Source organism: Paenibacillus sp. FSL H7-0442, assembly GCF_038593105.1.
In the GTDB taxonomy this organism is placed as follows: Bacteria; Bacillota; Bacilli; order Paenibacillales; family Paenibacillaceae; genus Paenibacillus; species Paenibacillus polymyxa_D.
Genome location: NZ_CP151963.1, coordinates 115,001 through 139,384, shown reverse-complemented (window position 1 = coordinate 139,384; position 24,384 = coordinate 115,001). Strand labels below are relative to the sequence as shown.

Below are 24,384 nucleotides of genomic sequence, written 5' to 3'. Positions count from 1 at the left end.
ATTCTACACTATAAATATTTTAACTAATAATCTCCTGAAAGCAAACATATACATGCTGTAGATGCTTGTCAACGGGAGGTATCCATTGTATGACCCCAGCACGCACTAAAATCGTTTTATTGTCTACACTAGCCCTCGGTCTCCTCGCAGGGACGTTATGGTTTGCCTGGCAGCCCCAATCGCAATCCGACCCGCAGTCCATAGGCCAACCACTATACGGCTCCCTGTCTGAGTCTGCGCTTGCCCCAAATGTGGGCAAGCCTCTAGGGGCAAACATCCTGCCTGACCTGCCCAAGAACCCTCCACAACCCGCTACAGAAATCCTCAGCAAACGGGTGGTAGAGTACCACATTGATGTATCTCTGGAAAAGGGACAGGTTTTGCGAGGCACTGAGACACTGACCTGGAAACATCCGGGCAAGAAAACCGTGAATGATCTGTATCTTCATCTATACCCGAACGCCTTCTCTTCCATGGAAACCACCTTTATGAAGGAATCCGGTGGAAAGCTGCGCGGAGACACCATGCCCAAAGACGGCTTTGGCTCTATGACGCTGACTGAACTAAAAACAGAAGACGGTTTATCCCTCATGCATCGCATCCAATATGTGCAGCCAGATGACGGTAACGCAGGCGACCGTTCGCTCATGAAGGTGCGTCTACCCAAGCCAGTACGAGGTGGCGAAGAAATCACATTATATATGAAGTTTGAGGTAAAACTGCCTGCCATCTTTGCTCGTATGGGTGGGACAGATGATTTTGTAATGGCAGGACAGTGGTTCCCGAAGCTCAGTGTCTACGAGACTGCAGGGCAGCGTGGACGCGCCGAGGAGGGCTGGAACCTCCACCAGTATCATGGTAACTCCGAGTTTTATGCCGATTTTGGAATTTACAGCGTACGGATTCGGGTGCCTGAAACTCATATCGTAGCAGCGACCGGATTTCCCACCCGTGGTGCCGTCCGACAGAACGGACAAAAAATATATCAATTTTATGCCGATGATGTACACGATTTTGCCTGGTCCGCTTCACCCAACTTTGTAGCCGTAGAAGAACCCTTTTCTTCTGCTGAAGTCCCTGGTGTCAAAATCAAGCTCTACCTTGACCCATCGCACAAGGAGCTCAAAGGACGCTATATGAGCGCAGCGAAGGCCGCTCTTTTGTACTACAGCAAATGGTACGGGCCTTATCCATATTCCACCCTGTCCATCGTGGTTCCACCTAAATCAGGCAATGGAGCTGGCGGCATGGAGTATCCGACACTCATCACGGCCGCTGCTGCGGGTAATCTCAATCCTGGCTATAGTCTGGAACGGACATTAGTTCATGAGATTGGACATCAATATTTCTATGGAATGGTAGCCAATAATGAATTTGAGGAGCCGTGGCTGGATGAAGGCTTCACCTCCTATGCAGAGGAGCGACTTATGGAGCAAGAATATGGGCTTACCCCCAACTTGCCATTACAATCGGGACAGGTATCCTCCCCACAGCCGCTAAACCGTGAGTCATGGAAGTACGGCTCGGCTGCTGAGTACGCGCAAAATGCCTACTCTCGAGGCAAGCTGGTACTACGGGGCATTGAACGTCAGGTGGGTATGAAAAAAATGGATCGCATTATGCGGACCTACGTCCAGACGTACCGATTTAAGCATCCGTCCTCACAGGATTTTCAACGTATCGTGGAGAGAGTCACCGGACGCTCATGGAGCCACTATTTTGAACAGTATGTATATGACGGCCAGATGGCGGACTTTTCAGTGGATCACATCACAAACCACAAGCTGGAGAATGGATATGAAGCAGTCGTGACGGTCAGCAAAAAAGGGGCGGATTATCCCAAGATCCCTGTCCAATTTACCTTCAAGGATGGAACCACGAAATTCAAGGCTTGGGACGGTGCGGGCAAAAGCACAACTTTTCGGATCAAAAGTACTTCTCCCGTTTCCTATGTAACCCTTGATCCCCTATATACCATTGCACTGGAGAACAAGCATATTAACAATACCCTAAAAGCCGAATTGGACGAAAAGCAACAAACCCGTTGGAGTATAAGTGTAACCAAGCTGTTGGAGACACTGCTTGGAAGTCTGTCATGGTGAGGTGTCTATAGATGCGGACTGTTATAAAAGAGGGCTGGGCGCTGGTGCGCATACGATTTTATATCGTTATCATTTTGTTTCTGTATCGATTACTGTGGGGGGTGTTTCTCTATCGGCTGGTACAATCTGCCGTTATCCCGCTACTGCTCCGTTATCCTGATCAGGGTCAAAACGAGCTGGGACAGACCTTGTTTTGGATGGAGAGCCAGATTGCTCTGATGGACAGCCGGGAAGTACATGTGTATTTGTGGATACTACTAGGGGCGACTGTACTACGCATACTGATCACTCCCTTCATTAGAGCCGGAATATATCAAAGCCTGCATACCGATGCGACTGAGCCGCAAAGCCTGTCCTTTTTCAAAGGTATGAAACGCCATGGCATGTCGTCGCTGTTGTATTACATCATCGAGTTGGGACTGCTGCTGATTCCCGCCTTTTGGGTAGTACCGAGACTCTACCCTATTGTAGCAGGTACGCTTCAATCTCCCTCTTACCTGCTGCACTTGTTGCCCTATGCCATGGGATGGATGGCATACGGATGGTTCATTCGGCAGTGCATCCTGTATATGCAACTAGGCACTGTCGGTGGTCACGCCATACTATCGTCCCTGCTCGCCTTCTTTCGCCAGCTTCTCCCAGCTGTCGGTATATCCCTTTTGCTCGGTGCTTGTGTGCTGCTGGTCTTCGGTCTATTTGGCACCGTGGCGATGATTTGGACTGGCATGCTCGCGCTCATTCTCCAACAATCGTATCATTTTGTTACTAGTCTGGTCAGGCTGTGGCATATCAGTTCGCAGTACAGACTATGGCATACCGATATCTCCAGTAGAAGCTAAGCCCTTCCTTTATGTTAATCACTTCATTTCCGTCTGTCGAAAAAACTTTATGCATAACCGCGCAAACGGCACATAACTGAATACTGTTAACAAGATCTGTTCCTGGGACATTAGGAGCAGATTTTTTTTGTAACTTTTTGCAATGAAACATTTGCCAAAGCCAGCCGACTTTGTTACAATAATCGCAGTGAACTGATAGTAACAACTTTGTAATCTTTATTGTAACCTTTATCTCAAAAATATCGTTATTGTGAATACTGCTCTCCAAGGTGCACATCTTAAGTAAAGCCTAATTCCTGGCACCTAGGAAGCGGGGGAACCAGTTTGGGTGAATTGATCTCGCAACAGAGTGGTCATAGGGGAACCTTCTACCGAATCCTTAAGCTAACCTCGCAGGCATTGGAAGGGGTATATTTTTTTTGAAGAAGAAGCTAACGATCGCAGCTATGAGTCTTGCCATTGCCTTTACATCTTTTACATTCGGTGGCGGCAGTGCATTTGCAGACTCCAAGATGGACCAGGTCATCCAAGATGCCAAAGGAACGAACTACAGAAGCGGAGGCACTACACTCGAGGGATTCGATTGCTCCGGCTTCACAATGTATGTATTCAACAAACTGGGAATTAAACTTCCGCATCAATCTGGATCACAATTCAAAATGGGATCTTCTGTATCCCGCGATGAAATGAGACCTGGGGACCTGGTGTTCTTCAACACCACAGGAAGAGGCATTTCCCATGTAGGTATCTTCGTAGGTGAAGGGAAATTTGCCCACTCCTCGACTTCACGTGGTGTAGTAGTTAGCTCACTGAACGAAAATTATTACGCTAACCGCTATGTCGGTGCAAAAAGAATTATGAGCACAGACGCTTACCATTCTGTAGCTTCAGATATTCCTGATGACGACAACGTAGAATAACTAACGCACAGCAAGCTAACTCTAGCCGCAATTTGATTCTGCCGGAATCGAATTGCGGCTTTTTATGTCCACAACATCAGCAATGATTATCATTACTGACGAACTGAAACCTCAAAAGGTTTCAATTTTAGCAAACATCGTCGGTTTTACCGTCACCGCTGGGGGAGCATATGAGCAGTAATTCCTTCTTATTGAATGTATACCCGTCTTGGGTATAAAATAAACACGCTTGCCATTCCCCTGCAACTTGTCTACAATCTGTTGTTAATGATTGAAGTACTGTAAAAGGAGGATGGAACACATGCCGGCCTCAATATCCAACTATCGGATCGTACCGATGGACGAGCATCAAGCGGCTGCAATCTGTGAGTGGCGCTATGATCCACCTTATAACATATACGGTTGGCTCCCCTGGGAACAAATGAAGGCGCTTGAGGTCGAATTTGGAAGTCCCACGCTTCGCCAAGAGCAATATGTTGCCGTACTGGATGAAGAGAACAAGCTGATGGGGTTTGCTCAATATTTTCCTATGATCGGTGTGACCCGGCTAGGCCTTGGCATGCATCCTGACAGATGCGGACATGGCAAAGGCTCTGATTTTGTCCGTGCCATTGCAGAGGAAGCCCAACGACGCAACCCGAAGAATGAAATTGATCTAGAAGTGCTCACTTGGAATGAGCGCGCTATCCGGGCCTACAAGGCGGCTGGATTTGAGCTTACAGATACCTATGAACGACAGACCCCCGATGGCAAAAAACCGTTTTATTGTATGGTATATCGTCCCGAGCACCCAACCCGGGTACTATGATAAAAGCGCCTTCGGCATACAACCACGATGTTGTATAGCGAAGGCGCTTTTATCATCATACGACAGATCATTACAAGCTCAATGACTGCTACGCATTTTTTCAAAAGCTTCATTATATTGTTGGGCTTCCTTAATATCCACGGCCATAATACCGCCATCGTCCCAAGAGGTCAAACGCAGCGTCACGGTCTTGTAATCAATCGTAATAAATGGATGATGATTGAATGCTTCAGATATAGCGGCAACTTCATCCACGAATGCAATCCCTTTCATAAAACTGGAAAAATTATATTTCCGAACGATCCAACGTCCTTCCTCCAGCTCCCAGCCCTCCAGTTTCTCCAGATGTGCTTCAATCTCTTCTTGTGTAAAAGGCATGTTACGAACTCCTCCCCGTTTATACGGAAGCCTTTCGACCGCTTAAATACGGCCAAAACTACGATATATTGGTGTACATATTACCACGGCCCCGTTGATAAATCCATAAGACGGACCTCAAATCAAAGGGACTGACGTCAGCTCCTCGTCCCCAATCAGTACATAGATACGATGCTGCTCCGGCTCATAGATCACAACGCCACTCCCTACAGTGATTGTGGGCTCTGTACCCAGTGCATAAAATAAGTCTTCTGCCAAAGCTTCATTGACTTCCTGACGTCCCGCCGGGTCCAACCTGTCCCAATCTTCTGCTTCCATCTCAAAAAATTCATAGCTATCTGGGATGCGCCCCACAGCCTCTGTCAAATCGTTCAAAATTTGTTCATACTCACGTCCATGCTTTACTCCCATGCCATTTCCTCCAATGGTTCCGCCATTCAATACATAATCACCTTATTATACCGGAAATTCGCACTTAACAAAAAAGAGAGTTTTGTCGATAAATACTATAATCCGTCTTGTAATGACGCGCTTGGGGCAAGGACGACCCCGGCGGCATGAAAGGATTCAAAATCTATTCTCATGGATGAGGTGTATCATGCAAATTTCAACCATTATTGGACTTGTGCTCGGGATTTTGTCACTGGTCGTCGGGATGATCTTAAAAGGCGCTCCGGTCGTCAATCTGGTCAATAACCCCGCTGCTTACATGATTATCTTCGTCGGAACGGCAGCAAGTATATTTATGGCCTTCCCGATGGCAGAAATCAAACGGATTCCGAAGCTGTTCAAGGTTATTTTCACCGAACAAAAACTGTTAGACCGCAAAGAGCTCATCGGTACGTTTACCGAGTGGGCATCCATTACCCGTCGTGAAGGCCTGCTCGCCTTGGAATCCAAGGTAGAGGAAATCGATGATCCCTTTATGCGTGGCGGCATGCGAATGATTATTGACGGAAATGATCAGGAATTCGTACGGGACGTTCTGATGGAGGATATCAATGCCACCGAGGATCGACATCGCTCTGGTGCGCTGATCTTCTCCCAAGCCGGTATGTACGCTCCAACGCTCGGGGTACTCGGTGCGGTTGTAGGTCTGATCGCCGCTCTGGCTGACCTTAGTGACATGGAAAAGCTCTCTCATGCCATTGCAGCAGCCTTCATTGCGACGTTGCTCGGTATTTTTACAGGTTATGTCCTGTGGCATCCGATGTCCAACAAGCTCAAACGGTTATCCAAAAAAGAAGTCGAGCTTAAATTAATGATGGTCGAAGGTCTGCTTTCCATTCAATCGGGGATATCTACGATTGCCATCAGTCAGAAACTGACGATCTTCCTGACTCCGACCGAACGGGCTACGATGACCCAGAAGGATGGCGATTCCAGTGAGTAAAAAGAGACATGAACCGCACGAAGAGCATGCTGACGAAAGCTGGCTGTTGCCATATTCCGACTTAATGACCCTTCTGTTGGCTCTTTTCATTGTCTTATTCGGTATGAGCTCGCTCGACGCCAAAAAATTTGAAACTATGGCTCAATCCCTGAGTGCAGCTTTTAATGGCGGCACTGGCGTGCTGGATCACTCAGCTGCGAATCCGTCGTCACAATCCATGGATATGGGCAAAAATAAAGAACAAGTGTCACAACCCGTAAAATCGAAAGCTACTTCTACCTCTGAACTGCAAAAACAGCTGGCCCAACGGGAAGAAGAAGATTTAAAAAAGCTTAAAAAACAGATGGATCAATACATTCAAAATAACGGCCTGACCCCGTTGCTGAATACCAAGCTAAACCAATCGCAACTAATGATCACCATTAGTGATAATGCCTTGTTTTCATCCGGGCAGGCCGAAGTAAAGCCGGAAGCAAGAAAGCTGGCCAAGTCCATTTCTAGTATGCTCCAGCAGTTCCCTGGCTATGATGTTATCGTATCGGGTCACACGGATAATGTACCGATCTCCAACAGCCAGTTCCCGTCCAATTTTGATTTGAGCGCCAAGCGCTCTCTGAATTTCTTGCGTATCTTGTTGCTCAATCCAGATCTCGACCCAACCAAGTTTGTATCCATCGGTTATGGCCAGTATCGTCCATTGGCAAGCAATCAAGATGGTCAAGGACGCTCTAAAAACCGTCGTGTTGAAATATCTGTTCTCCGCAAATATCAGAACGGGACACAAGTCATCAGTCCTACCTCAAGCTCGAGTGAAGGTTGATTATGCATATGTTATATGAACAAAGGCACCGCCGCATTTTTATGCAGCTGGTGCCTCTTTGTTTAGTGCTTCCTGTACTTTGCCCTTTCAGATACGACGATCATACGCTCTAGGCTATACAAGCCCCTCTGGCATTAGCTAAGCGTATAATCGAGCATCTGACCAAGCTCCAGCTTCTCAGCCTCTGTCAGATCACGCCAGGCACCTTTCTGAAGTGACCCCAACCGAATATTCATGATTCGCAGCCTTTGCAGTTTTTTAACTTCATAACCGAAGGCTGCACACATACGCCGGATCTGACGATTTTTCCCTTCAGTCAGGATAATACGGAATACATACTCAGATACACGCGTCACCTCACAAGGTAGCGTCCGCTGACCGAGTATTTTCACCCCGCTAGACATGCCCTGCACAAAAGAAGGTACGACAGGGCGGTCCACTGTTACAATATATTCTTTCTCATGCTTGCCCTCTGCCCGTAGAATCTTATTCACAATGTCTCCATCGTTGGTAAGTAAAATGAGACCTTCCGAATCCTTATCCAGGCGTCCAATCGGGAATATCCGCTGCGGGTGCCCCACAAAATCAACAACATTGCCCCTAATGTGGCTCTCCGTTGTACTTGTAATGCCCACCGGTTTGTTCAATGCAATATAGACGTGATCAGACTTATCGCGCAGTGGCTTGCCGTTCACGCGAACATCATCGCCTTCTTCCGCTTGACTACCCAGCACAGCCACTTCGCCGTTAATCGTCACGCGACCGCTCTCTACCAGCTTGTCTGCCTCCCGGCGCGAGCAAAAACCGGTTTCGCTGATAAACTTGTTAATGCGCAACCTGTGTACCCTCCATTTCTACTAACACACTTCCTCCTGCGCCCCAGCCCGTTACTCCGGCTTGGCAATCGGAAGCTGCACCAGGGCTGTCGTTCCCTCTCCCTCTGTGCTTTCAATATCCAGTGTGCCTTTATGACTCTGTATAATACGCTGGCTGACCATAAGTCCTAGTCCTGTACCTGTTTCTTTGTTTGTGAAAAAAGGTTCTCCCAACTTGGACAGCATTTCTGCGGGAATACCCGCTCCCTGGTCCCGTATGAAGATTTTAACGTTTTCTCCCTCCAAGAACAAATGAATCGTGATGATGCCACCTTTACTCATAGCCTCCATGCTATTTTTAAGTAAATTAATGAATACTTGCTTTAACTGATTTTCTTCAGCGTATACCAGGGCAGGCTCGTCCGTGACCTGAAGGTTGAATACAATGCCCAGCAGATGCGCCTGACTATCTAGTAAAGAAATCACGTCGCTCACAATATAACGAACATCTTTTTTCTGAAAATGCACTGCCTGTGGCTTCGCCAGTATTAAAAACTCGCTAACGATCAAATTAATGCGATCCAGCTCAGACATCATAATATCGTTGTGTTTCATATTCAACACTTGATTTTGCTGCTGTAGTTGGAGAAAGCCACGTAGCGTGGTTAGCGGATTACGAATCTCATGTGCTACGCCTGCCGCCAGTTGCCCGACGGTTGTCAGTTTCTCTGATCTGCGCAACAACTCCTCCATCCGGTTGCGACCCGTGATATCACGCGACACGCAGATAAACCCCAAAATCTGGCCTTCTTCATCCAGAATAGGCGATGTGCTCATACTAATCTCTACTGTACTTCCATCCTTCCGCATTCTAAGGGACTCACTTGATACGATGCTCTCTCCCTGAAGCAGGCTCTTCTTCTGAAATTCATATTCCTCCTGTTGCTGTGGAGGTACAAATTCCAACTTACGACCAACCAATTCTTTCTTGGTCCAGCCGTACAAAGCTTCAAAGGCATGATTGACCCGAACGACGCGATCCTCCTCGTCGGTTACATGAATCGCATCTGCTGTCTGATTAATAACCGATTCTAGATGTTCCTTTACAGAACGGTTCTCTTCATACATCTGCTCGAGTCTTCTCGTGTACATCCCTAGGTTGTAGGCCATCGCATTGATGCGCTCACCCAACTGTGCAAGCTCATGACCACCTTTTATTTCTAGCCGTGTATCAAAATGACCGTCAGCCATCTCATTCACTTTCCCCAGAATCGACTGAATTGGGCGGACAAACAGACTTGCCAGCACATAGCTTCCAATGATCACCACCTCTAAAAGGACAATGGAAATGGCAATTAAACTTATCAATTGCTTGGAAATAACAGAAGTGATCGTATCATAATTCATAACAATACGGATAACATAGGCATCACGATTAGCCGGATAAAAAGGTATGTAACTGACGAGAACCCGCTCACCTTTAATATAGCAGTCTTGTACAATACTCTCCCCCGAGAGGATAGCTCTGGACACGGCCAAACGATCTTCCTGCACCCTTGTTAGTTGATACGTGCCGAATTGGATCGGTTTGTTGTACATGTAATAGTATTTCGAATCGTTTCCGTTCTTGTCCATCGAAGCGCCACCAAAGGTTGCAGGGTTAATTCCTGTAATCTCCATGATGCGATAATCCACTTGTTGAGTTTGCTTTACGATCTCATCGGGGCTCAGGATGGTTATGAAATTTTGTACTGAAGTATCCTGAAAGGAAATTCGAATTAAGTAGTTACGTTTTTGATCATAATAAAATCCCCATTTGTTAATATCTGAGGAGTCTGAACCGGTGTAGTCAAATGACCCCGTCCAAAAATGATCCAGTTTCTGACCTTGCACCATTGCAGCCTGTCCGTGCTCATATAATTGGTCAACTGCATTTTTCCAATATCCTGTCAATGGATCGGATGGCGTTACTTCTTTAGGATCCGAGGATCTAACAACCTTATACCCCTGCCCGTCTCGAATCATCAAGGAAATATTAGTATCTCTGTGGAGTGAGGCCACCTTTTGAAGCTGTTCCTGCTGAATATTTCGAATGTCAGGATCGAGCTGATTGGCAGCCAACGTGGCAGAAAGCCACAGATTATATCCGAGCTGTTTGTCAACGGCCTCCCAGCTATGTTGGGTTTGTTCGATAGCTCCTCCGATAATTTTAGCCGTCAGAACCATTTTAGTTTCACTGTCACTTCTTAGGTTTTCGTGGGTCGTGTAATAATTAAGTGCGATGTTTAATAAAAGGATAAACAGGACGGACCCCGACAAAATGATCGTTATTCTGATTTTTATCGACACACTGATTTCTCACCTCTTGCCGCATGCTGGCGATTACTGGGAATTGCTAACTCAATGATACCGTAATAGCGCCTGTGATACCAGCATTTACATTTACCGGATATACATAAATACACACCTTGTGTACAGTATTGTCAATAGACGAGGATTTGCCTACAATATAAAAGATAATCATCCACAGGTAGTCCACAAATACACAGATTTTATTATAAACTGTGGATAAACCTGTGGACAAGTACCTTGTTATCCACAATTTTATTCACATCATGTTAACAACGGAATATTTGTTCGTTGGATAATTCCGCGTTTTGAAAGGAGCATTTTCCCAGTGACCACCATGGATCACGCCTATTGGATGAAAGAAGCCATTCAGGAAGCGTATAAGGCAGAAATGTTAGGTGAAGTCCCTATCGGGGCTGTCATCGTAAAAGATAATGAAATCATCGGTCGCGGCTACAATTTGCGCGAGACGGATGCTGACCCAACCGCACATGCAGAGATGGTCGCCATTCGTCAGGCCAGTGAGCACTTAGGTGCCTGGCGCCTGCTGGATTGTAGGCTGTATGTCACTCTGGAGCCGTGTCCAATGTGCGCCGGAGCCATTGTGCAATCACGGGTTCCCCATTTGATATACGGCACTACAGATCCCAAGGCAGGCTGCGCAGGCACGCTGATGAATTTATTACAGGAGCCTCGGTTCAATCATTGTACAGAAGTAACTAGTGGTGTACTGCAGGAGGAATGTGCATCGCTGCTAACGAGCTTCTTTCGGCATCTGCGGCAAAAAAGAGCGGCAGCCAAATTGTCTCCTCCCCCGTCTTCATTCTGAGGAGACACAGTCCAAAATACCTCATCTCATTGCTAATTCCCCATGGAAGGAGATCACCCCATGCCTATGAGCTTGTATAATACGCCTCAAGGTATCTTTTTACGGCCATTTAGCTTGGCGGATAGCGAAGCCCTTCTCGCCCTTAGGCACCGAAATAGGGATTCCCATGCGCCTTATGAGCCGCTTTACGAGGATTCATTTTTCACATTAGAGAAACAACAGGACTACATCCGTCAGAAATTGCGGCAAGCCGAAGAAGATCGAGGTTACGTATTCGGTATCTTTCTCTTAAAGGAAGAACGGCTCATCGGTTATATCTCCATTTCCAATCTAGTACGTGGAGTTGGACAATTCGCTGATATCGGCTACATGATGGATCATCATGAACAGGGTAAAGGGCATATGACCGCTGCCTTAAAGTTAATCATACAATATGCCTTTCGTGCCTTATCTCTACATCGTCTCCAAGCGGGTACTCTTTTGCATAATGATCGCTCACAACGTGTATTAGAAAAATGTGGATTTCGACCAGAAGGCATTGCTCGCAAGCTTGTACAGATTCAGGGCACATGGCAGGATCACCAGATGTTTGGACTTTTAGCCGAGGATGACGTGTGGCAGAGCTAAATGACTGTACAGGGACAACATTAAAAGTAAACAAAAAACCGCCCGGCCTATGCCGAGCGGTTTTCTTGCAATCATGTTATCCCATACTTAAGGAGCAACAGTTTGCATTTTTTGTTGCAGTTGTTCCATCGTCAGGACTTGATCAGCTGTTGGAATACCTACTTTAAATGCTGCTTTAGCATTGATTTTGTTGTATTGCGTGTAGCCTGTTACAGACAATTTTACATTGTCTTTTGTAGCCGGATCATTCATCTCTACATTCGCATTCAGGTCTTGATACACAGGAATGTTATCCTTGTTCAAAGCTGTGTTAATGTCAAACTGCTTCACTGTCAAGTAGTTTTTCAACTCATCCAGCTTTTTGCTAACTTCGCTGGTGTTAGATTGCAATTCTTTCTTCGCTTCAGCCAGCTCTTCCTTCTTCACTTGAAGCATGCTAGCATATTCGTCCTTAGACATTATATCAAGGACTTTAGGAAGCGCCTTAGTGATAAATGTATTGGTTGCTTGCTTCACGTTGTCGTTCGTTATTTTAAACTGAACTACTTGTTTAGCTTCAACGCCTTGTGGCAACTTAGCGTCTTTAGGATCAATATCAAAGAAGTACGTAGCTTGATCATACTCGTTCATAATAGCAGCGATCACTTCATTCGCAAATTTCTGCGATTTTTCTTGATCCATAGCTGCAGGGTTAAATTCTTGTCCCGATTGTTTAGCCAGTTCTTGTGGATCAATGATCAGGAATTTACCTACAACATCCTGTGGAAGCGGGTAAAATGGAATATTAGGAATTTTAACGTACAGTTTATCTTTAGTCATCACCATTGGAATCGTGAAGCTGGTGGAAAGATCACCTTTCAGATGAATGCCGAGCGTCATTTCAGATTGGAAAGGTTCTTTTTGATATACACCGTCCAGCGTAATGTCTGCATTTTTCAGCATACTGGTTATCATTGCACTTTGTTCACTTGGTAAAGTAGCGGATGAAATTGTCAGATCCTTAACGGTAAATTGACTTTTGGATTCATAAGAATTCAATTTCATTGCATTTGCAGTACCGGTCGTAACAGCTTCCTTCGGTTCTAACTTCTTGCTACAACCTACCAGGGCTACCGTCAAAAGCAACACCATAGTGAGTACCAAGACGGATAACTTTTTACTCATTGTGTAGATTCTCTCCTCTCGTAATTAACCCCTTTTTTTATGCTAACAAAAAAATACACACCTCCTATTTTAACTCATATTCTCAAACGGCGAAATACTTATTGGAAAATTTTCTTACAATAAGCACAAAGACACCCTGGCTCTCTAACCAGAGTGTCTTACACTATGCAATATATTTTAGGAGAAAGGTCTGTCTACTTATGATCCTTCTCTGTTATGATGATCCACGTGATTCCGCTGTTTCACCTTCTTGGAACCGGATAACGGCTCCTGCTGATGACTACGCTCACGCTTTTCGTTACTTCCACCAGAATCCTGTGCTTCGGGGACAGGAATGGCTTTAGGCTTGCCCATTTATGCATCCTCCATTCTCAGTCTATATTTGTGGTACATCAACAAATCCGTTTATTACCATTTAAAATAGGACTATAGATGGTGTAGATCTTCCGTTTTATCGTGATTTAGTGAATCCTGATGACGGCGATCATTACGATCCTGCTGCACTTGCTGTGCCTGATGACTATTAACTGGACGTTGCTCCAAATCATCAACAATGTTAGACAGGTTTTTATCCAGTCCGTTTTTGGCTTTTGTCATGTAGTCTTCCTCCTCATTCCTTCATGACCTACGAGTGCGTCAATGACTGTAATGTTTGGGCACATTGGTGAATATGCCGAGTATAATCGGACACTAACTGCTGAATGATATCTGTTCGTTCATCCACAGACTGTCCGTCCCGTTCTACATCGACTAAGCTAACCTGTACTTCCCGAGAGTCTACATAAGTACATGCAAAATCAAAGGAGTACATTTGCCGGCCTTCTACCTCGATATGGATTCGTATAGCCCGGTTGTCGGCTTCATCTGCTTGTACTTGTGATTTGTCCCCTGAATTCAAAAGAATCGGCAGTTGTTCCTGCCAGGCCTCTACCAGCTTTTGCTGATCTACTGTCATTTCTCGATTCATGCCAGCACCTCCACATCTGATAACGTGTGAAAAAAACGAGCTTTTTATACAACAAAAAAGCCATTCCCCACGATTCCTGATCATTAGCATCTAAAGGCCAATGTACCAGCTATCGTATTTGAATGGCTTGGTTTATTTAGAATATGGCGGAGAGGATGGGATTCGAACCCATGTGGAGTTGCCCCCTAACGGTTTTCAAGACCGCCCCGTTATGACCGCTTCGGTACCTCTCCAGGTGGTAAATGGATAAAGCTGCTTCCCCTTTAAACATACTCAGGCGCAACAAAATTATTTTACCACAGAACTTCTAAGAATGCAACACTTACTGTTTAGGAGCGATAACCTCAATGCCTCGCATGTATGAACGTAGCACTTCTGGGATCACGATGCTTCCGTCCTCTTGCTGATAGTTCTCCAAAATAGCAGCCACCGTCCGCCCTACAGCCAAACCTGAACCGTTCAGCGTATGTACAAATTCAGGCTTTGCCTTCGAATCTGGACGAAACCGGATGTTCGCCCGACGCGCTTGGAAGTCCTCCGTATTTGAACAAGAAGAAATTTCGCGGTACATGCCACTCTCAGGCAACCATACTTCCAGATCGTACGTTTTGGCAGACGTAAAGCCCATATCTCCAGTGCAAAGTGCCAGCACGCGATATGGAAGTCCGAGCAGTTGTAGAACACGCTCAGCGTTATTCGTCATTTTCTCCAATTCTTCATAAGAGGTATCCGGGTGAACCAGCTTAAGCATCTCTACCTTATTGAACTGATGCTGACGGATCAGGCCACGTGTATCACGTCCCGCTGATCCTGCCTCCGAGCGAAAGCAAGAGCTGTATGCCACATAATATTTCGGAAGCTGTTCCGCATTCATGATCTCTTCACGGTGGTAGTTCGTTACCGGAACTTCAGCCGTAGGAATGAGATAATACTCCGTATCACGCAGCTTGAACAAATCTTCTTCAAACTTCGGAAGTTGGCCCGTTCCGTACAAGCTGTCCCGATTTACGATGTATGGAGGAAGCATTTCTTCATAACCATGCTCACTGCTGTGCAGATCCATCATAAAGTTAATCAGCGCACGCTCTAGTCTTGCTCCCAGTCCTTTGTAGAACGTAAAACGAGAACCCGTTACCTTGGCTGCTGCTTCAAAATCAAGAATATCTAGATCCTGAGCCAACTCCCAATGCGCTTTGGGTGTAAAAGAAAACTCGCGCGGCTCCGACCAGCGACGGATTTCTACATTATCCTCTTCCGATGCGCCAACAGGTACTGTTTCATTGGGAATATTGGGAATAGACATCACCAATTCGTCGATCTGAACTTCCAGTTCGCGTACTTGCTCATCTAATTCTTTGATACGATCGGAGACTTGACGCATTTCTGCAATAAGATCATCCGCATTTTCCTTATTCTTCTTCAACTTGGCTACTTCACCGGATACCACGTTCCGACGATTTTTGAGCCCTTCACTTTCCTGAAGTAACTCACGACGGCTTACATCCAGATCTGTAAAACCATTAATCAGATCCAGAGATTTTCCCCTGTTCTGCAAAGCTTTCTCAACCCGACCAAGCTCATTACGTAAAATCTTTATATCTAACACAGGTAATCCCTCCTACACTACAAACCTGACTTTCACTATTCGCGGACCATATCCACAAAATATTGATGTAACCGGTAATCGTCTGTTAACTCCGGATGGAAGGATGAAGCCAGCAAATGACCCTGACGGGCTGCCACGATCTCGCCGTTATACTCAGACAGCACATCTACTCCCGTTCCAACAGACTGTATTAATGGTGCGCGTATAAATACGGCACGAACCGGTTCCTCAATCCCTTTAATGTTCAAGTCTGTTTCAAAGCTCTCTCTTTGGCGACCAAATGCATTACGCGATACTGTAATATCCATGAGTCCCAAATGTGCTTCTTCCTGTCCTTGAATCGTTTTAGCCAGTACAATCAATCCTGCGCAAGTGCCAAATACAGGCTTGCCTTGATTGGAAAACTGACGTATAGCCTCTATAAAGTCATACTTGCGCATTAGCTTACCGATAGTGGTACTTTCACCACCGGGAATGATAAGACCGGACAGCTCATCGAGCTGTTCGATCTTCTTCACCGCTATACCTTCCGCACCCGCACGTTCAACGCTTCGTATATGTTCAGCTACAGCGCCTTGCAGCGACAATACACCTATTTTCATGCCGGTCCCTTCTTTCTTACCAACCACGATCCTGCATGCGCTCATGCGGTGCCAGTTTGGAAATTTCAATGCCTTTCATAGGAGTTCCCAAATTCTTGGAAACTTCTGCGATCAGCTTGTAATCCGTATAATGAGTGGTCGCTTCCACGATTGCCCGTGCAAACTTCTCAGGGCTATCCGACTTGAAAATACCAGAACCTACAAAGACGCCATCAGCGCCTAAATGCATCATTAACGCGGCATCAGCAGGTGTTGCTACACCACCCGCTGCAAAGTTAACCACAGGCAGCTTGCCAAGCTCATGCACTTCTAACAGCAGCTCATATGCAACTCCGAGGTTTTTCGCTTCTGCATACAGCTCGTCCTTCGACAAGTTTTGCACCTTGCGAATTTGACCATTGATAAAACGCATATGACGAACGGCCTCAACAATATTCCCAGTTCCCGGTTCACCTTTCGTACGGATCATAGATGCACCCTCACCAATGCGACGCAGCGCTTCTCCCAGATCCTTGGCTCCACAAACAAATGGAACGGTGAACTCCCGCTTATCAATATGGAAAACTTCATCCGCAGGTGTCAATACTTCGCTCTCATCGAGATAGTCAACACCGAGAGATTCCAGTACCTTTGCCTCTACAAAGTGACCGATGCGAGCCTTAGCCATAACAGGAATAGAAACAACCTTCATAACTTCTTCCACAATCGTTGGGTCAGCCATACGAGCAACCCCACCAGCTGCACGGATATCCGAAGGTACCCGTTCAAGAGCCATTACAGCTGTAGCTCCTGCTGCCTCTGCAATTTTAGCCTGCTCAGCGTTCATGACATCCATGATTACGCCACCTTTTTGCATCTCTGCCATACCTCTTTTTACACGCGAAGTTCCCGTTTCCATGTCGTTGCCTCCTGTAAGGGTTACGTTTAGATTCTAACTAAATATTTTACCGCACCAATGCCAAATACACAATCATTTCAAGCTGCAAAATAAGTAATGAAAAACAAGGTAGGTCGCTTAGCTCTGCTTATTTAGAAGAGATTCTTAATTCCTTGGAACAGATCTCCGAAGAAATCACCGATTGCCCGGAAAAGCATTCGGAACCAGCCGCCCTCTTCTACTGCTGTCGTAGTAACCAGATCAACGGTTTTCGTCTGCCCTTTATCCACACCGTCTGTCTTGTACGTGTACGTAATGGTTCCGACTTTGGCCCCTTGCTTCAAAGGTGCTACAAGAGAGCTTGCTGGTGTAATGTTCGTTGTAAAGGTTACCTTGGGATTGCTCGCACCCTTGGGTACGATAAAACTTACTGCATCTTTTGTAACGATCGGCACTTCTGTTTCCGTACCTTTGGTCACTGGCACATTCTCAACACCCTTAACCACCGTCTTTGGGGCAATAACCTGCTTCACTTCAAAATTATCAAAACCATAGTTCAGCACTTTAGCTGTCTCTGTAAAACGGTGTGCATCTGAATCAGCTCCCATAACTACACTGATGAGACGCATTCCATTGCGTTCAGCGGTTCCTGTAAAACAGTTGCCAGCATTGGCCGTATGGCCTGTTTTCATCCCGTCTAAACCTGGGTAAGCAAACTTTCTAAAGTTAGTAATATTTTTGTTTGCTTCCAGCATCCAGTTATAGTTAATAATCGGCGCCTTGTCAGTAGGACGGAATTTGTAAGATTGAATTGTCGTGAATCGTGTGTAATCCGGATGATCTTTAATGATGTAACCAGCCAGAGTAGCTGCATCTCTCGCTGTCATCACCGTTTCCCGGTCTGTATCCGGCTGGAAGCCTTTCGGCATATCACCACGGTCCAAACCAGTCGAGTTGATAAAATACGTATTTTTCATGCCCATTTTCTGAGCTGTTTCATTCATTAGTTTTACAAAATCCTGCTCAGTTCCGGATACGCGTTCAGCAAGGGCTACTGTTGCATCATTAGCAGAACCTACCGCCATGGCAATATAAAGCTCTTCTACCGTATGTTGATCCCCTTGAGCCAAAAAAATACGTGATCCAATGCTCTTAGAAGCATTCTCGTTAACCGTAACCTTATCCGTCCACTTGAGTTTGCCTTGCTTAACCTGTTCAGCCACGATGTATTCTGTCATCATTTTAGTCATACTTGCTGGTGGAAGTGGCTCATCTGGATTCATAGACAGCAATACTTGCCCCGTGGAAGGCTCGATCAAAATGGCAGAACGTAGTGCCAGACTAGGGGGGTTAATAGAACCTGTCCCCGTAATATTGGTTGCCTGTGTTGCCGCTCCAGCTGCAAAAGTAGCCACGCTCGGATCGAAATTGCCTACAACAGGCAATGCCGACATATACATCATATTGAGCACCATGACTGCAGTCACGCTCTTTTTAATCATGCTGCGTTTTGTATTTTGCTTTAAATTGTTCGCTTTCAAATGAATACAAACTCCTCTCGTACCTCAACCCGATCCGTTATGTACAACGAGACGGTGGTTACAGCCTCTACTTGGCCAATGTAATTAATGTTTTAGTGTTAAAATCCAGTTTCATTTCGTTTTATTTCGTTTTCTTAGTTGTATCCTGTCATGAGCATTTTCTGCTCGAATCTTCTTTACTGGTAGGAATCATCCAAAAGACCTACGTGCCCTAATTCGTCAATAATTTCGTCATAAAGGCGGACACTTGTCTATTCTATCACAGGGGTATCTCTAAAAAAAGACAGGCAGAGCGAAATACGCTCTGCCTGTCGTCAAGTCTACTACAGCCGAACTTTATAGAGAGTAGTTTGGTGCTTCTTTCGTAATTTGCACATCATGCGGATGGCTCTCACGCAGACCAGCACCTGTAATACGGATAAAGCTTGTATCGTTACGAAGCTCCTCAATATTAGCTGTACCGCAATAACCCATACCGGAACGAAGACCGCCCAACAGCTGATGGACAGTGTCGGAAAGTGGTCCTTTATAAGCAACGCGTCCTTCAATGCCTTCCGGTACCAATTTCTTGTCGTCATCTTGGAAATAACGATCTTTACTACCTTGCTTCATCGCAGCCATAGAGCCCATACCACGATATACTTTAAAGCGGCGTCCTTGATAAATTTCAGATTCGCCCGGGCTTTCTTCCGTACCTGCAAAAAGACTTCCCAGCATTACCGCAGAAGCGCCTGCCGCAATGGCCTTTGTAATTTCACCGGAGTATTTAATACCGCCGTCTGCAATAATCGGAATATTATATTCACGTGCTACTGTTGCACAATCATAAATTGCTGTTACTTGTGGAACACCTATCCCTGCGATTACGCGTGTTGTACAGATGGAGCCTGGACCAATACCGACTTTTACGACCGATGCTCCTGCTTCAATCAATTCGCGCGTTCCGTCTCCAGTAGCTACATTACCTGCTACAATCGTCAGATCAGGATAAGCTTCACGCAGCTTGCGGACCGCTTCAATGATGTTAATATGATGGCCGTGAGCAGAGTCCACAACAATCATATCCACACCCGCTTTTACAAGTGCTTCAGTCCGATCAAATGTATCCTTGGAAATACCAACAGCCGCACCGACCAGAAGACGACCTTGTGCATCTTTCGCTGCGTTCGGAAATTGAATAGCTTTCTCAATATCTTTAATGGTGATAAGACCTTTGAGATAATTTTCATCATCAACCAAAGGGAGCTTTTCAATCTTATGCTTTTGCAAAATGACTTCCGCTTCCTGTAAAGTCGTACCTACAGGTGCAGTTACCAGTTCTTCCTTCGTCATGACTTCACTGATTTTAAGGTTAAAATCGTGAATAAAGCGAAGATCACGGTTAGTAATAATACCCACCAGTTTGTTTTCTTCGTTTACAACAGGTACACCAGAAATACGGTATTTACCCATAACTGCTTCAGCATCAGATACCAAATGATCCGGAGTCAATGAGAATGGATTGGTGATAACACCGCTCTCAGAACGTTTAACCCGATCCACCTCTACCGCTTGCTGTTCAATCGACATATTTTTATGAATAATACCGATACCGCCCTCACGAGCCATCGCGATTGCCAACACTGCCTCAGTAACAGTATCCATACCAGCACTCATCAAAGGAATATTCAGCTTTACGTTATCACTCAAACGTGTCGCCACGCTTACTTCTTTGGGCAGAACCACCGACTTGCGAGGTACCAGCAAAACATCGTCAAAGGTAAGGCCTTCCTTACCGAATTTATCTTCCCACACCAAGATGATCCTCCTTCAAATTGTTTAGTCTGTATTGGTCTTGTTGTCTGTCCGACATGGACAAATCAAGGCTCTCTGAAAATATATTATTGCAATCTTAGCAAAGCGGTATAGGGGTGTCAAGCCTTCAACAATAGCCCTAACCTTTAGTATTTCCCTGTACAAACAACTGTACTCCTACGGAGGACAACCTTTAAAAATAAGCGTTTTTAAGAGTAATAGCTATTCACAAGAGCGTATCTCTTCTTTGAATGCGCAGCATAGAAGCAATTATACAAGTGGTTTGTACCCTAATATACCAAAGAGGACCATGATCTCATTGAGATCATGGTCCTCTTTACTTGTTGCTTGGCGACGTCCTACTCTCCCAGGACCCTGCGGTCCAAGTACCATCGGCGCTGGAGGGCTTAACGGTCGTGTTCGGGATGGGTACGTGTGGAACCCCTCCGCTATCGCCACCAAACATGAATTTGCTGTGCAAATTCTATCGTACGGTTATTCGCTTCACGATATATCGTGTGAACGAATAGCCATGCATTTGTTGTATGTCACTTGTACATACGTTCAAGGTTACACCCTGAAAACTGGATCCGAAACTCATTGCGTTTTATCTTAGGATAAGCCCTCGACCGATTAGTATTGGTCAGCTCCATGCATTACTGCACTTCCACCCCCAACCTATCTACCTCGTCGTCTTCAAGGGGTCTTACTAATTGGGAAATCTCATCTTGAGGGGGGCTTCACGCTTAGATGCTTTCAGCGCTTATCCCTTCCGTACATAGCTACCCAGCGGTGCTCCTGGCGGAACAACTGGTACACCAGCGGTACGTCCATCCCGGTCCTCTCGTACTAAGGACAGCTCCTCTCAAATTTCCTACGCCCACGACAGATAGGGACCGAACTGTCTCACGACGTTCTGAACCCAGCTCGCGTACCGCTTTAATGGGCGAACAGCCCAACCCTTGGGACCTACTTCAGCCCCAGGATGCGATGAGCCGACATCGAGGTGCCAAACCTCCCCGTCGATGTGGACTCTTGGGGGAGATAAGCCTGTTATCCCCAGGGTAGCTTTTATCCGTTGAGCGATGGCCCTTCCATGCGGTACCACCGGATCACTAAGCCCGACTTTCGTCCCTGCTCGACTTGTAGGTCTCGCAGTCAAGCTCCCTTCTGCCTTTGCACTCTTCGAATGATTTCCAACCATTCTGAGGGAACCTTGGGGCGCCTCCGTTACTCTTTAGGAGGCGACCGCCCCAGTCAAACTGCCCACCTGACACTGTCCTCGCACCGGTTCACGGTACCAAGTTAGAACCTAGATACGATCAGGGTGGTATCCCAAGGATGCCTCCCTTCAAGCTGGCGCTCAAAGTTCTACGGCTCCCACCTATCCTGTACAGATCGTACCCAAATTCAATATCAAGCTGCAGTAAAGCTCCATGGGGTCTTTCCGTCTTGTCGCGGGTAACCTGCATCTTCACAGGTATTAAAATTTCACCGGATCTCTCGTTGAGACAGCGCCCAAGTCGTTACGCCATTCGTGCGGGTCAGAATTTACCTGACAAGGAATTTCGCTACCTTAGGACCGTTATAGTTACGGCCGCCGTTTACTGGGGCTTCGGTTCATAGCTTCGCTCTTGCGAGCTTACCACTCCCCTTAACCTTCCAGCACCGGGCAGGCGTCAGCCCGTATACTTCGCCTTGCGGCTTCGCACAGACCTGTGTTTTTGCTAAACAGTCGCTTGGGCCTTTTCACTGCGGCCCCCTCGGGCTATTCACCCTACCGAGGCACCCCTTCTCCCGAAGTTACGGGGTCATTTTGCCGAGTTCCTTAACGAGAGTTCTTCCGCGCGCCTTAGAATTCTCTTCTCGCCTACCTGTGTCGGTTTGCGGTACGGGCACCTTCTCCTGGCTAGAGGCTTTTCTTGGCAGTCTGAGATCATGACCTTCGCTACTACAATTTTCGCTCCCCATCACAGCCCAGCCTTAACGATGTGCGGATTTGCCTACACACCAGCCTCACTGCTTAGACGGACATCCATCAGTCCGCGTCACTACCCTACTGCGTCACCCCATCGCTCATAACGGATTACGGTGGTACAGGAATTTCGACCTGTTGTCCTTCGACTACGCCTATCGGCCTCGCCTTAGGTCCCGACTTACCCTGAGCGGACGAACCTTCCTCAGGAACCCTTAGGCTTTCGGCGGATCTGATTCTCACAGATCTTTTCGTTACTCATACCGGCATTCTCACTTGAATGCAGTCCAGCGCTCCTTACGGTACACCTTCAACCCGCATTCAACGCTCCCCTACCCCTGATGCAAGCATCAAGCCATAGCTTCGGTGGTGTGTTTAGCCCCGTTACATTTTCGGCGCAGAGTCACTCGACCAGTGAGCTATTACGCACTCTTTCAATGGTGGCTGCTTCTAAGCCAACATCCTGGTTGTCTGTGCAACTCCACATCCTTTCCCACTTAACACACACTTGGGGACCTTAGCTGATGGTCTGGGCTGTTTCCCTTTCGACAATGGATCTTAGCACTCACTGTCTGACTCCCGGAACTAAATCTATGGCATTCGGAGTTTGACTGAGCTTGGTAACCCTTGCGGGCCCCGCACCCAATCAGTGCTCTACCTCCACGATTCTTCTTTCCGAGGCTAGCCCTAAAGCTATTTCGGGGAGAACCAGCTATCTCCGGGTTCGATTGGAATTTCTCCGCTACCCCCACCTCATCCCCGCATTTTTCAACATGCGTGGGTTCGGGCCTCCAGTGCGTGTTACCGCACCTTCACCCTGGACAGGGGTAGATCACCCGGTTTCGGGTCTACGTCCACGTACTCATTCGCCCTATTCAGACTCGCTTTCGCTGCGGCTTCAGCTCTTCACCTTAACCTTGCACGGGAACGTAACTCGCCGGTTCATTCTACAAAAGGCACGCCATCACCCCTAAATTGGGCTCTGACTTCTTGTAAGCACACGGTTTCAGGATCTATTTCACTCCCCTTCCGGGGTGCTTTTCACCTTTCCCTCACGGTACTGCTTCACTATCGGTCGCCAGGGAGTATTTAGCCTTGGCAGATGGTCCTGCCGGATTCATACGGGGTTTCACGTGCCCCGCACTACTCGGGATCCGTCTCGGAGAGAACAAGTTTTGAACTACAGGGCTTTTACCTTCTCTGGCGGGCCTTTCCAGACCTCTTCATCTAACCGGTTCCTTTGTAACTCCATGTGAGACGTCCCACAACCCCAAGGAGCAAGCTCCTTGGTTTGGGCTAATCCGCGTTCGCTCGCCGCTACTGACGGAATCACTATTGTTTTCTCTTCCTCAGGGTACTTAGATGTTTCAGTTCCCCTGGTCTGCCTCTATTCTGCCTATGTATTCAGCAGAAAGTGACTGTCGATGAAGACAGCCGGGTTTCCCCATTCGGACATCCCCGGATCAAAGCTTGCTTACAGCTCCCCGAGGCCTTATCGTTGTTCGCCACGTCCTTCGTCGGCTCCTGGCGCCTAGGCATCCTCCGTGTGCTCTTTGTAGCTTAACCTAGTATTTACATCGTAAATACGATTTGCTTTGAATTTCGGTTCAACACGAATGTGTGAATGAAATTCAAGGCAGCTACCTTTATTTCACTTGTTTACACAAGATCAGCTTAAAGGAATATTCTAAAACGCAAATTCGTTTCGGTATCCAGTTTTCAAGGTGCAATTCGCTTCATCGAAGCGAAACCCGATGAATATTTCGGTTCCACACGGATGTGTGAATGAAGTATCCGTCGAAGCTTGAGAGTTTGAGCTCTCAAAACTGAGCAACGAGTGAGTAAGTTTAGGATATTCATTTCATTCACATGAACGTGATGAACCGAATTGAATATCCGGTCGCAGGTACATGTACCTGCTGATTTGAATGTTTCCATCGCAGGAAACGATTCTCCATAGAAAGGAGGTGATCCAGCC

At 46.6% G+C, this 24,384-nt stretch carries 21 protein-coding genes, 1 tRNA gene, 3 rRNA genes and 1 riboswitch (1 of these 26 running past the window's edge); of the genes, 8 read left to right on the top strand and 17 right to left on the bottom strand.

Annotated elements, in window-relative coordinates; all coding sequences use genetic code 11:
- Nucleotides 1–89 precede the first annotated feature (89 nt).
- The 4 genes from MHH57_RS00550 to MHH57_RS00535 all read left to right on the top strand — a co-directional run bounded on the left by MHH57_RS00550 (nt 90) and on the right by MHH57_RS00535 (nt 4,669).
- Nucleotides 90–2,102, top strand: a complete 2,013-nt coding sequence (locus tag MHH57_RS00550) for a M1 family metallopeptidase (protein ID WP_069011489.1) — start codon at nt 90–92, stop codon at nt 2,100–2,102.
- Nucleotides 2,103–2,113: 11 nt separating this feature from the next.
- Nucleotides 2,114–2,941: a hypothetical protein gene (locus tag MHH57_RS00545; protein ID WP_029514937.1), complete on the top strand. Its 828-nt coding sequence runs from the start codon at nt 2,114–2,116 to the stop codon at nt 2,939–2,941.
- 276 nt (nt 2,942–3,217) lie between these two features.
- A riboswitch (cyclic di-AMP (ydaO/yuaA leader) is annotated at nt 3,218–3,355 on the top strand.
- Between the two features lie 5 nt (nt 3,356–3,360).
- Nucleotides 3,361–3,861, top strand: coding sequence for a C40 family peptidase (locus MHH57_RS00540; protein WP_029514939.1), 501 nt, complete (start codon nt 3,361–3,363; stop codon nt 3,859–3,861).
- Between the two features lie 301 nt (nt 3,862–4,162).
- Nucleotides 4,163–4,669, top strand: coding sequence for a GNAT family N-acetyltransferase (locus tag MHH57_RS00535; protein WP_322253038.1), 507 nt, complete (start codon nt 4,163–4,165; stop codon nt 4,667–4,669).
- A 78-nt stretch (nt 4,670–4,747) separates the two neighbouring features.
- Here the strand turns inward: MHH57_RS00535 and MHH57_RS00530 are convergent, their stop codons facing one another.
- Both MHH57_RS00530 and MHH57_RS00525 read right to left on the bottom strand, forming a co-directional pair.
- Nucleotides 4,748–5,047 carry a 4a-hydroxytetrahydrobiopterin dehydratase gene (locus MHH57_RS00530; RefSeq protein WP_007428083.1) on the bottom strand — a complete coding sequence of 100 codons (300 nt, stop codon included), beginning with the start codon at nt 5,045–5,047 and terminating at the stop codon, nt 4,748–4,750.
- Nucleotides 5,048–5,164: 117 nt separating this feature from the next.
- On the bottom strand, nt 5,165–5,458 hold the full coding sequence (locus MHH57_RS00525; protein ID WP_013308186.1) for a hypothetical protein: 294 nt from the start codon (nt 5,456–5,458) through the stop codon (nt 5,165–5,167).
- A 187-nt stretch (nt 5,459–5,645) separates the two neighbouring features.
- Between MHH57_RS00525 and motA the strand changes: the two genes are divergently transcribed.
- Together motA and MHH57_RS00515 are read left to right on the top strand one after the other, a co-directional pair.
- Nucleotides 5,646–6,440, top strand: coding sequence for a flagellar motor stator protein MotA (gene motA, locus MHH57_RS00520; protein ID WP_029514943.1), 795 nt, complete (start codon nt 5,646–5,648; stop codon nt 6,438–6,440).
- Complete coding sequence (locus tag MHH57_RS00515) at nt 6,433–7,260, top strand: flagellar motor protein MotB (protein ID WP_029514945.1); 828 nt, start codon at nt 6,433–6,435, stop codon at nt 7,258–7,260. The genes motA and MHH57_RS00515 overlap by 8 nt, the downstream gene beginning before the upstream one ends.
- A gap of 134 nt (nt 7,261–7,394) precedes the next feature.
- Here MHH57_RS00515 and rluF read toward each other — a convergent pair whose 3' ends face one another.
- Nucleotides 7,395–8,096 (bottom strand): 23S rRNA pseudouridine(2604) synthase RluF, encoded by a 702-nt coding sequence (rluF, locus tag MHH57_RS00510; RefSeq protein ID WP_029514947.1) that lies wholly within the window; start codon nt 8,094–8,096, stop codon nt 7,395–7,397.
- Nucleotides 8,097–8,147: 51 nt separating this feature from the next.
- Nucleotides 8,148–10,424, bottom strand: a complete 2,277-nt coding sequence (locus MHH57_RS00505) for a PAS domain S-box protein (protein WP_029514948.1) — start codon at nt 10,422–10,424, stop codon at nt 8,148–8,150.
- A 328-nt stretch (nt 10,425–10,752) separates the two neighbouring features.
- Here MHH57_RS00505 and tadA point away from each other — a divergent pair, with 328 nt between their 5' ends.
- Together tadA and MHH57_RS00495 are read left to right on the top strand one after the other, a co-directional pair.
- Nucleotides 10,753–11,253, top strand: coding sequence for a tRNA adenosine(34) deaminase TadA (tadA, locus tag MHH57_RS00500; RefSeq protein ID WP_342434701.1), 501 nt, complete (start codon nt 10,753–10,755; stop codon nt 11,251–11,253).
- Nucleotides 11,254–11,313: 60 nt separating this feature from the next.
- A complete protein-coding gene (locus MHH57_RS00495) occupies nt 11,314–11,880 on the top strand; it encodes a GNAT family protein (protein WP_069011492.1) in 567 nt (188 codons plus the stop codon).
- 87 nt (nt 11,881–11,967) lie between these two features.
- On the opposite strand, the gene MHH57_RS00490 is transcribed toward MHH57_RS00495, so the two are convergent.
- From MHH57_RS00490 to MHH57_RS00430, 13 genes are all read right to left on the bottom strand, one after another.
- Entirely contained in the window at nt 11,968–13,044 is a 1,077-nt protein-coding gene (locus tag MHH57_RS00490; protein ID WP_165150530.1) for a hypothetical protein, read from the bottom strand.
- Nucleotides 13,045–13,242: 198 nt separating this feature from the next.
- On the bottom strand, nt 13,243–13,398 hold the full coding sequence (locus MHH57_RS00485) for a small acid-soluble spore protein P (RefSeq protein ID WP_029514956.1): 156 nt from the start codon (nt 13,396–13,398) through the stop codon (nt 13,243–13,245).
- Nucleotides 13,399–13,470: 72 nt separating this feature from the next.
- Nucleotides 13,471–13,641, bottom strand: coding sequence for a hypothetical protein (locus MHH57_RS00480; RefSeq protein WP_007428073.1), 171 nt, complete (start codon nt 13,639–13,641; stop codon nt 13,471–13,473).
- A gap of 28 nt (nt 13,642–13,669) precedes the next feature.
- Entirely contained in the window at nt 13,670–14,011 is a 342-nt protein-coding gene (locus tag MHH57_RS00475) for a hypothetical protein (protein ID WP_029514958.1), read from the bottom strand.
- A gap of 144 nt (nt 14,012–14,155) precedes the next feature.
- Nucleotides 14,156–14,244: transfer RNA gene (locus MHH57_RS00470), tRNA-Ser, on the bottom strand.
- 89 nt (nt 14,245–14,333) lie between these two features.
- Complete coding sequence (serS, locus tag MHH57_RS00465) at nt 14,334–15,617, bottom strand: serine--tRNA ligase (RefSeq protein WP_025720034.1); 1,284 nt, start codon at nt 15,615–15,617, stop codon at nt 14,334–14,336.
- A gap of 35 nt (nt 15,618–15,652) precedes the next feature.
- Complete coding sequence (pdxT, locus tag MHH57_RS00460) at nt 15,653–16,219, bottom strand: pyridoxal 5'-phosphate synthase glutaminase subunit PdxT (RefSeq protein WP_029514961.1); 567 nt, start codon at nt 16,217–16,219, stop codon at nt 15,653–15,655.
- 16 nt (nt 16,220–16,235) lie between these two features.
- The gene (gene pdxS / locus MHH57_RS00455; protein WP_025720037.1) at nt 16,236–17,117 is read right to left on the bottom strand and encodes a pyridoxal 5'-phosphate synthase lyase subunit PdxS; all 882 of its coding nucleotides are present in this window, start codon (nt 17,115–17,117) and stop codon (nt 16,236–16,238) included.
- 131 nt (nt 17,118–17,248) lie between these two features.
- The gene (locus MHH57_RS00450) at nt 17,249–18,637 is read right to left on the bottom strand and encodes a D-alanyl-D-alanine carboxypeptidase family protein (RefSeq protein WP_029514963.1); all 1,389 of its coding nucleotides are present in this window, start codon (nt 18,635–18,637) and stop codon (nt 17,249–17,251) included.
- Nucleotides 18,638–18,973: 336 nt separating this feature from the next.
- Nucleotides 18,974–20,431, bottom strand: a complete 1,458-nt coding sequence (guaB, locus tag MHH57_RS00445; protein ID WP_013308172.1) for an IMP dehydrogenase — start codon at nt 20,429–20,431, stop codon at nt 18,974–18,976.
- 346 nt (nt 20,432–20,777) lie between these two features.
- Nucleotides 20,778–20,894: ribosomal RNA gene (rrf, locus tag MHH57_RS00440) — 5S ribosomal RNA — on the bottom strand.
- A gap of 150 nt (nt 20,895–21,044) precedes the next feature.
- A 23S ribosomal RNA gene (locus tag MHH57_RS00435) occupies nt 21,045–23,972 on the bottom strand.
- Nucleotides 23,973–24,366: 394 nt separating this feature from the next.
- Nucleotides 24,367–24,384, bottom strand: a 16S ribosomal RNA gene (locus tag MHH57_RS00430); it runs 1,538 nt beyond the window's last position.
- Together the 16S, 23S and 5S rRNA genes form the textbook arrangement of a ribosomal RNA operon.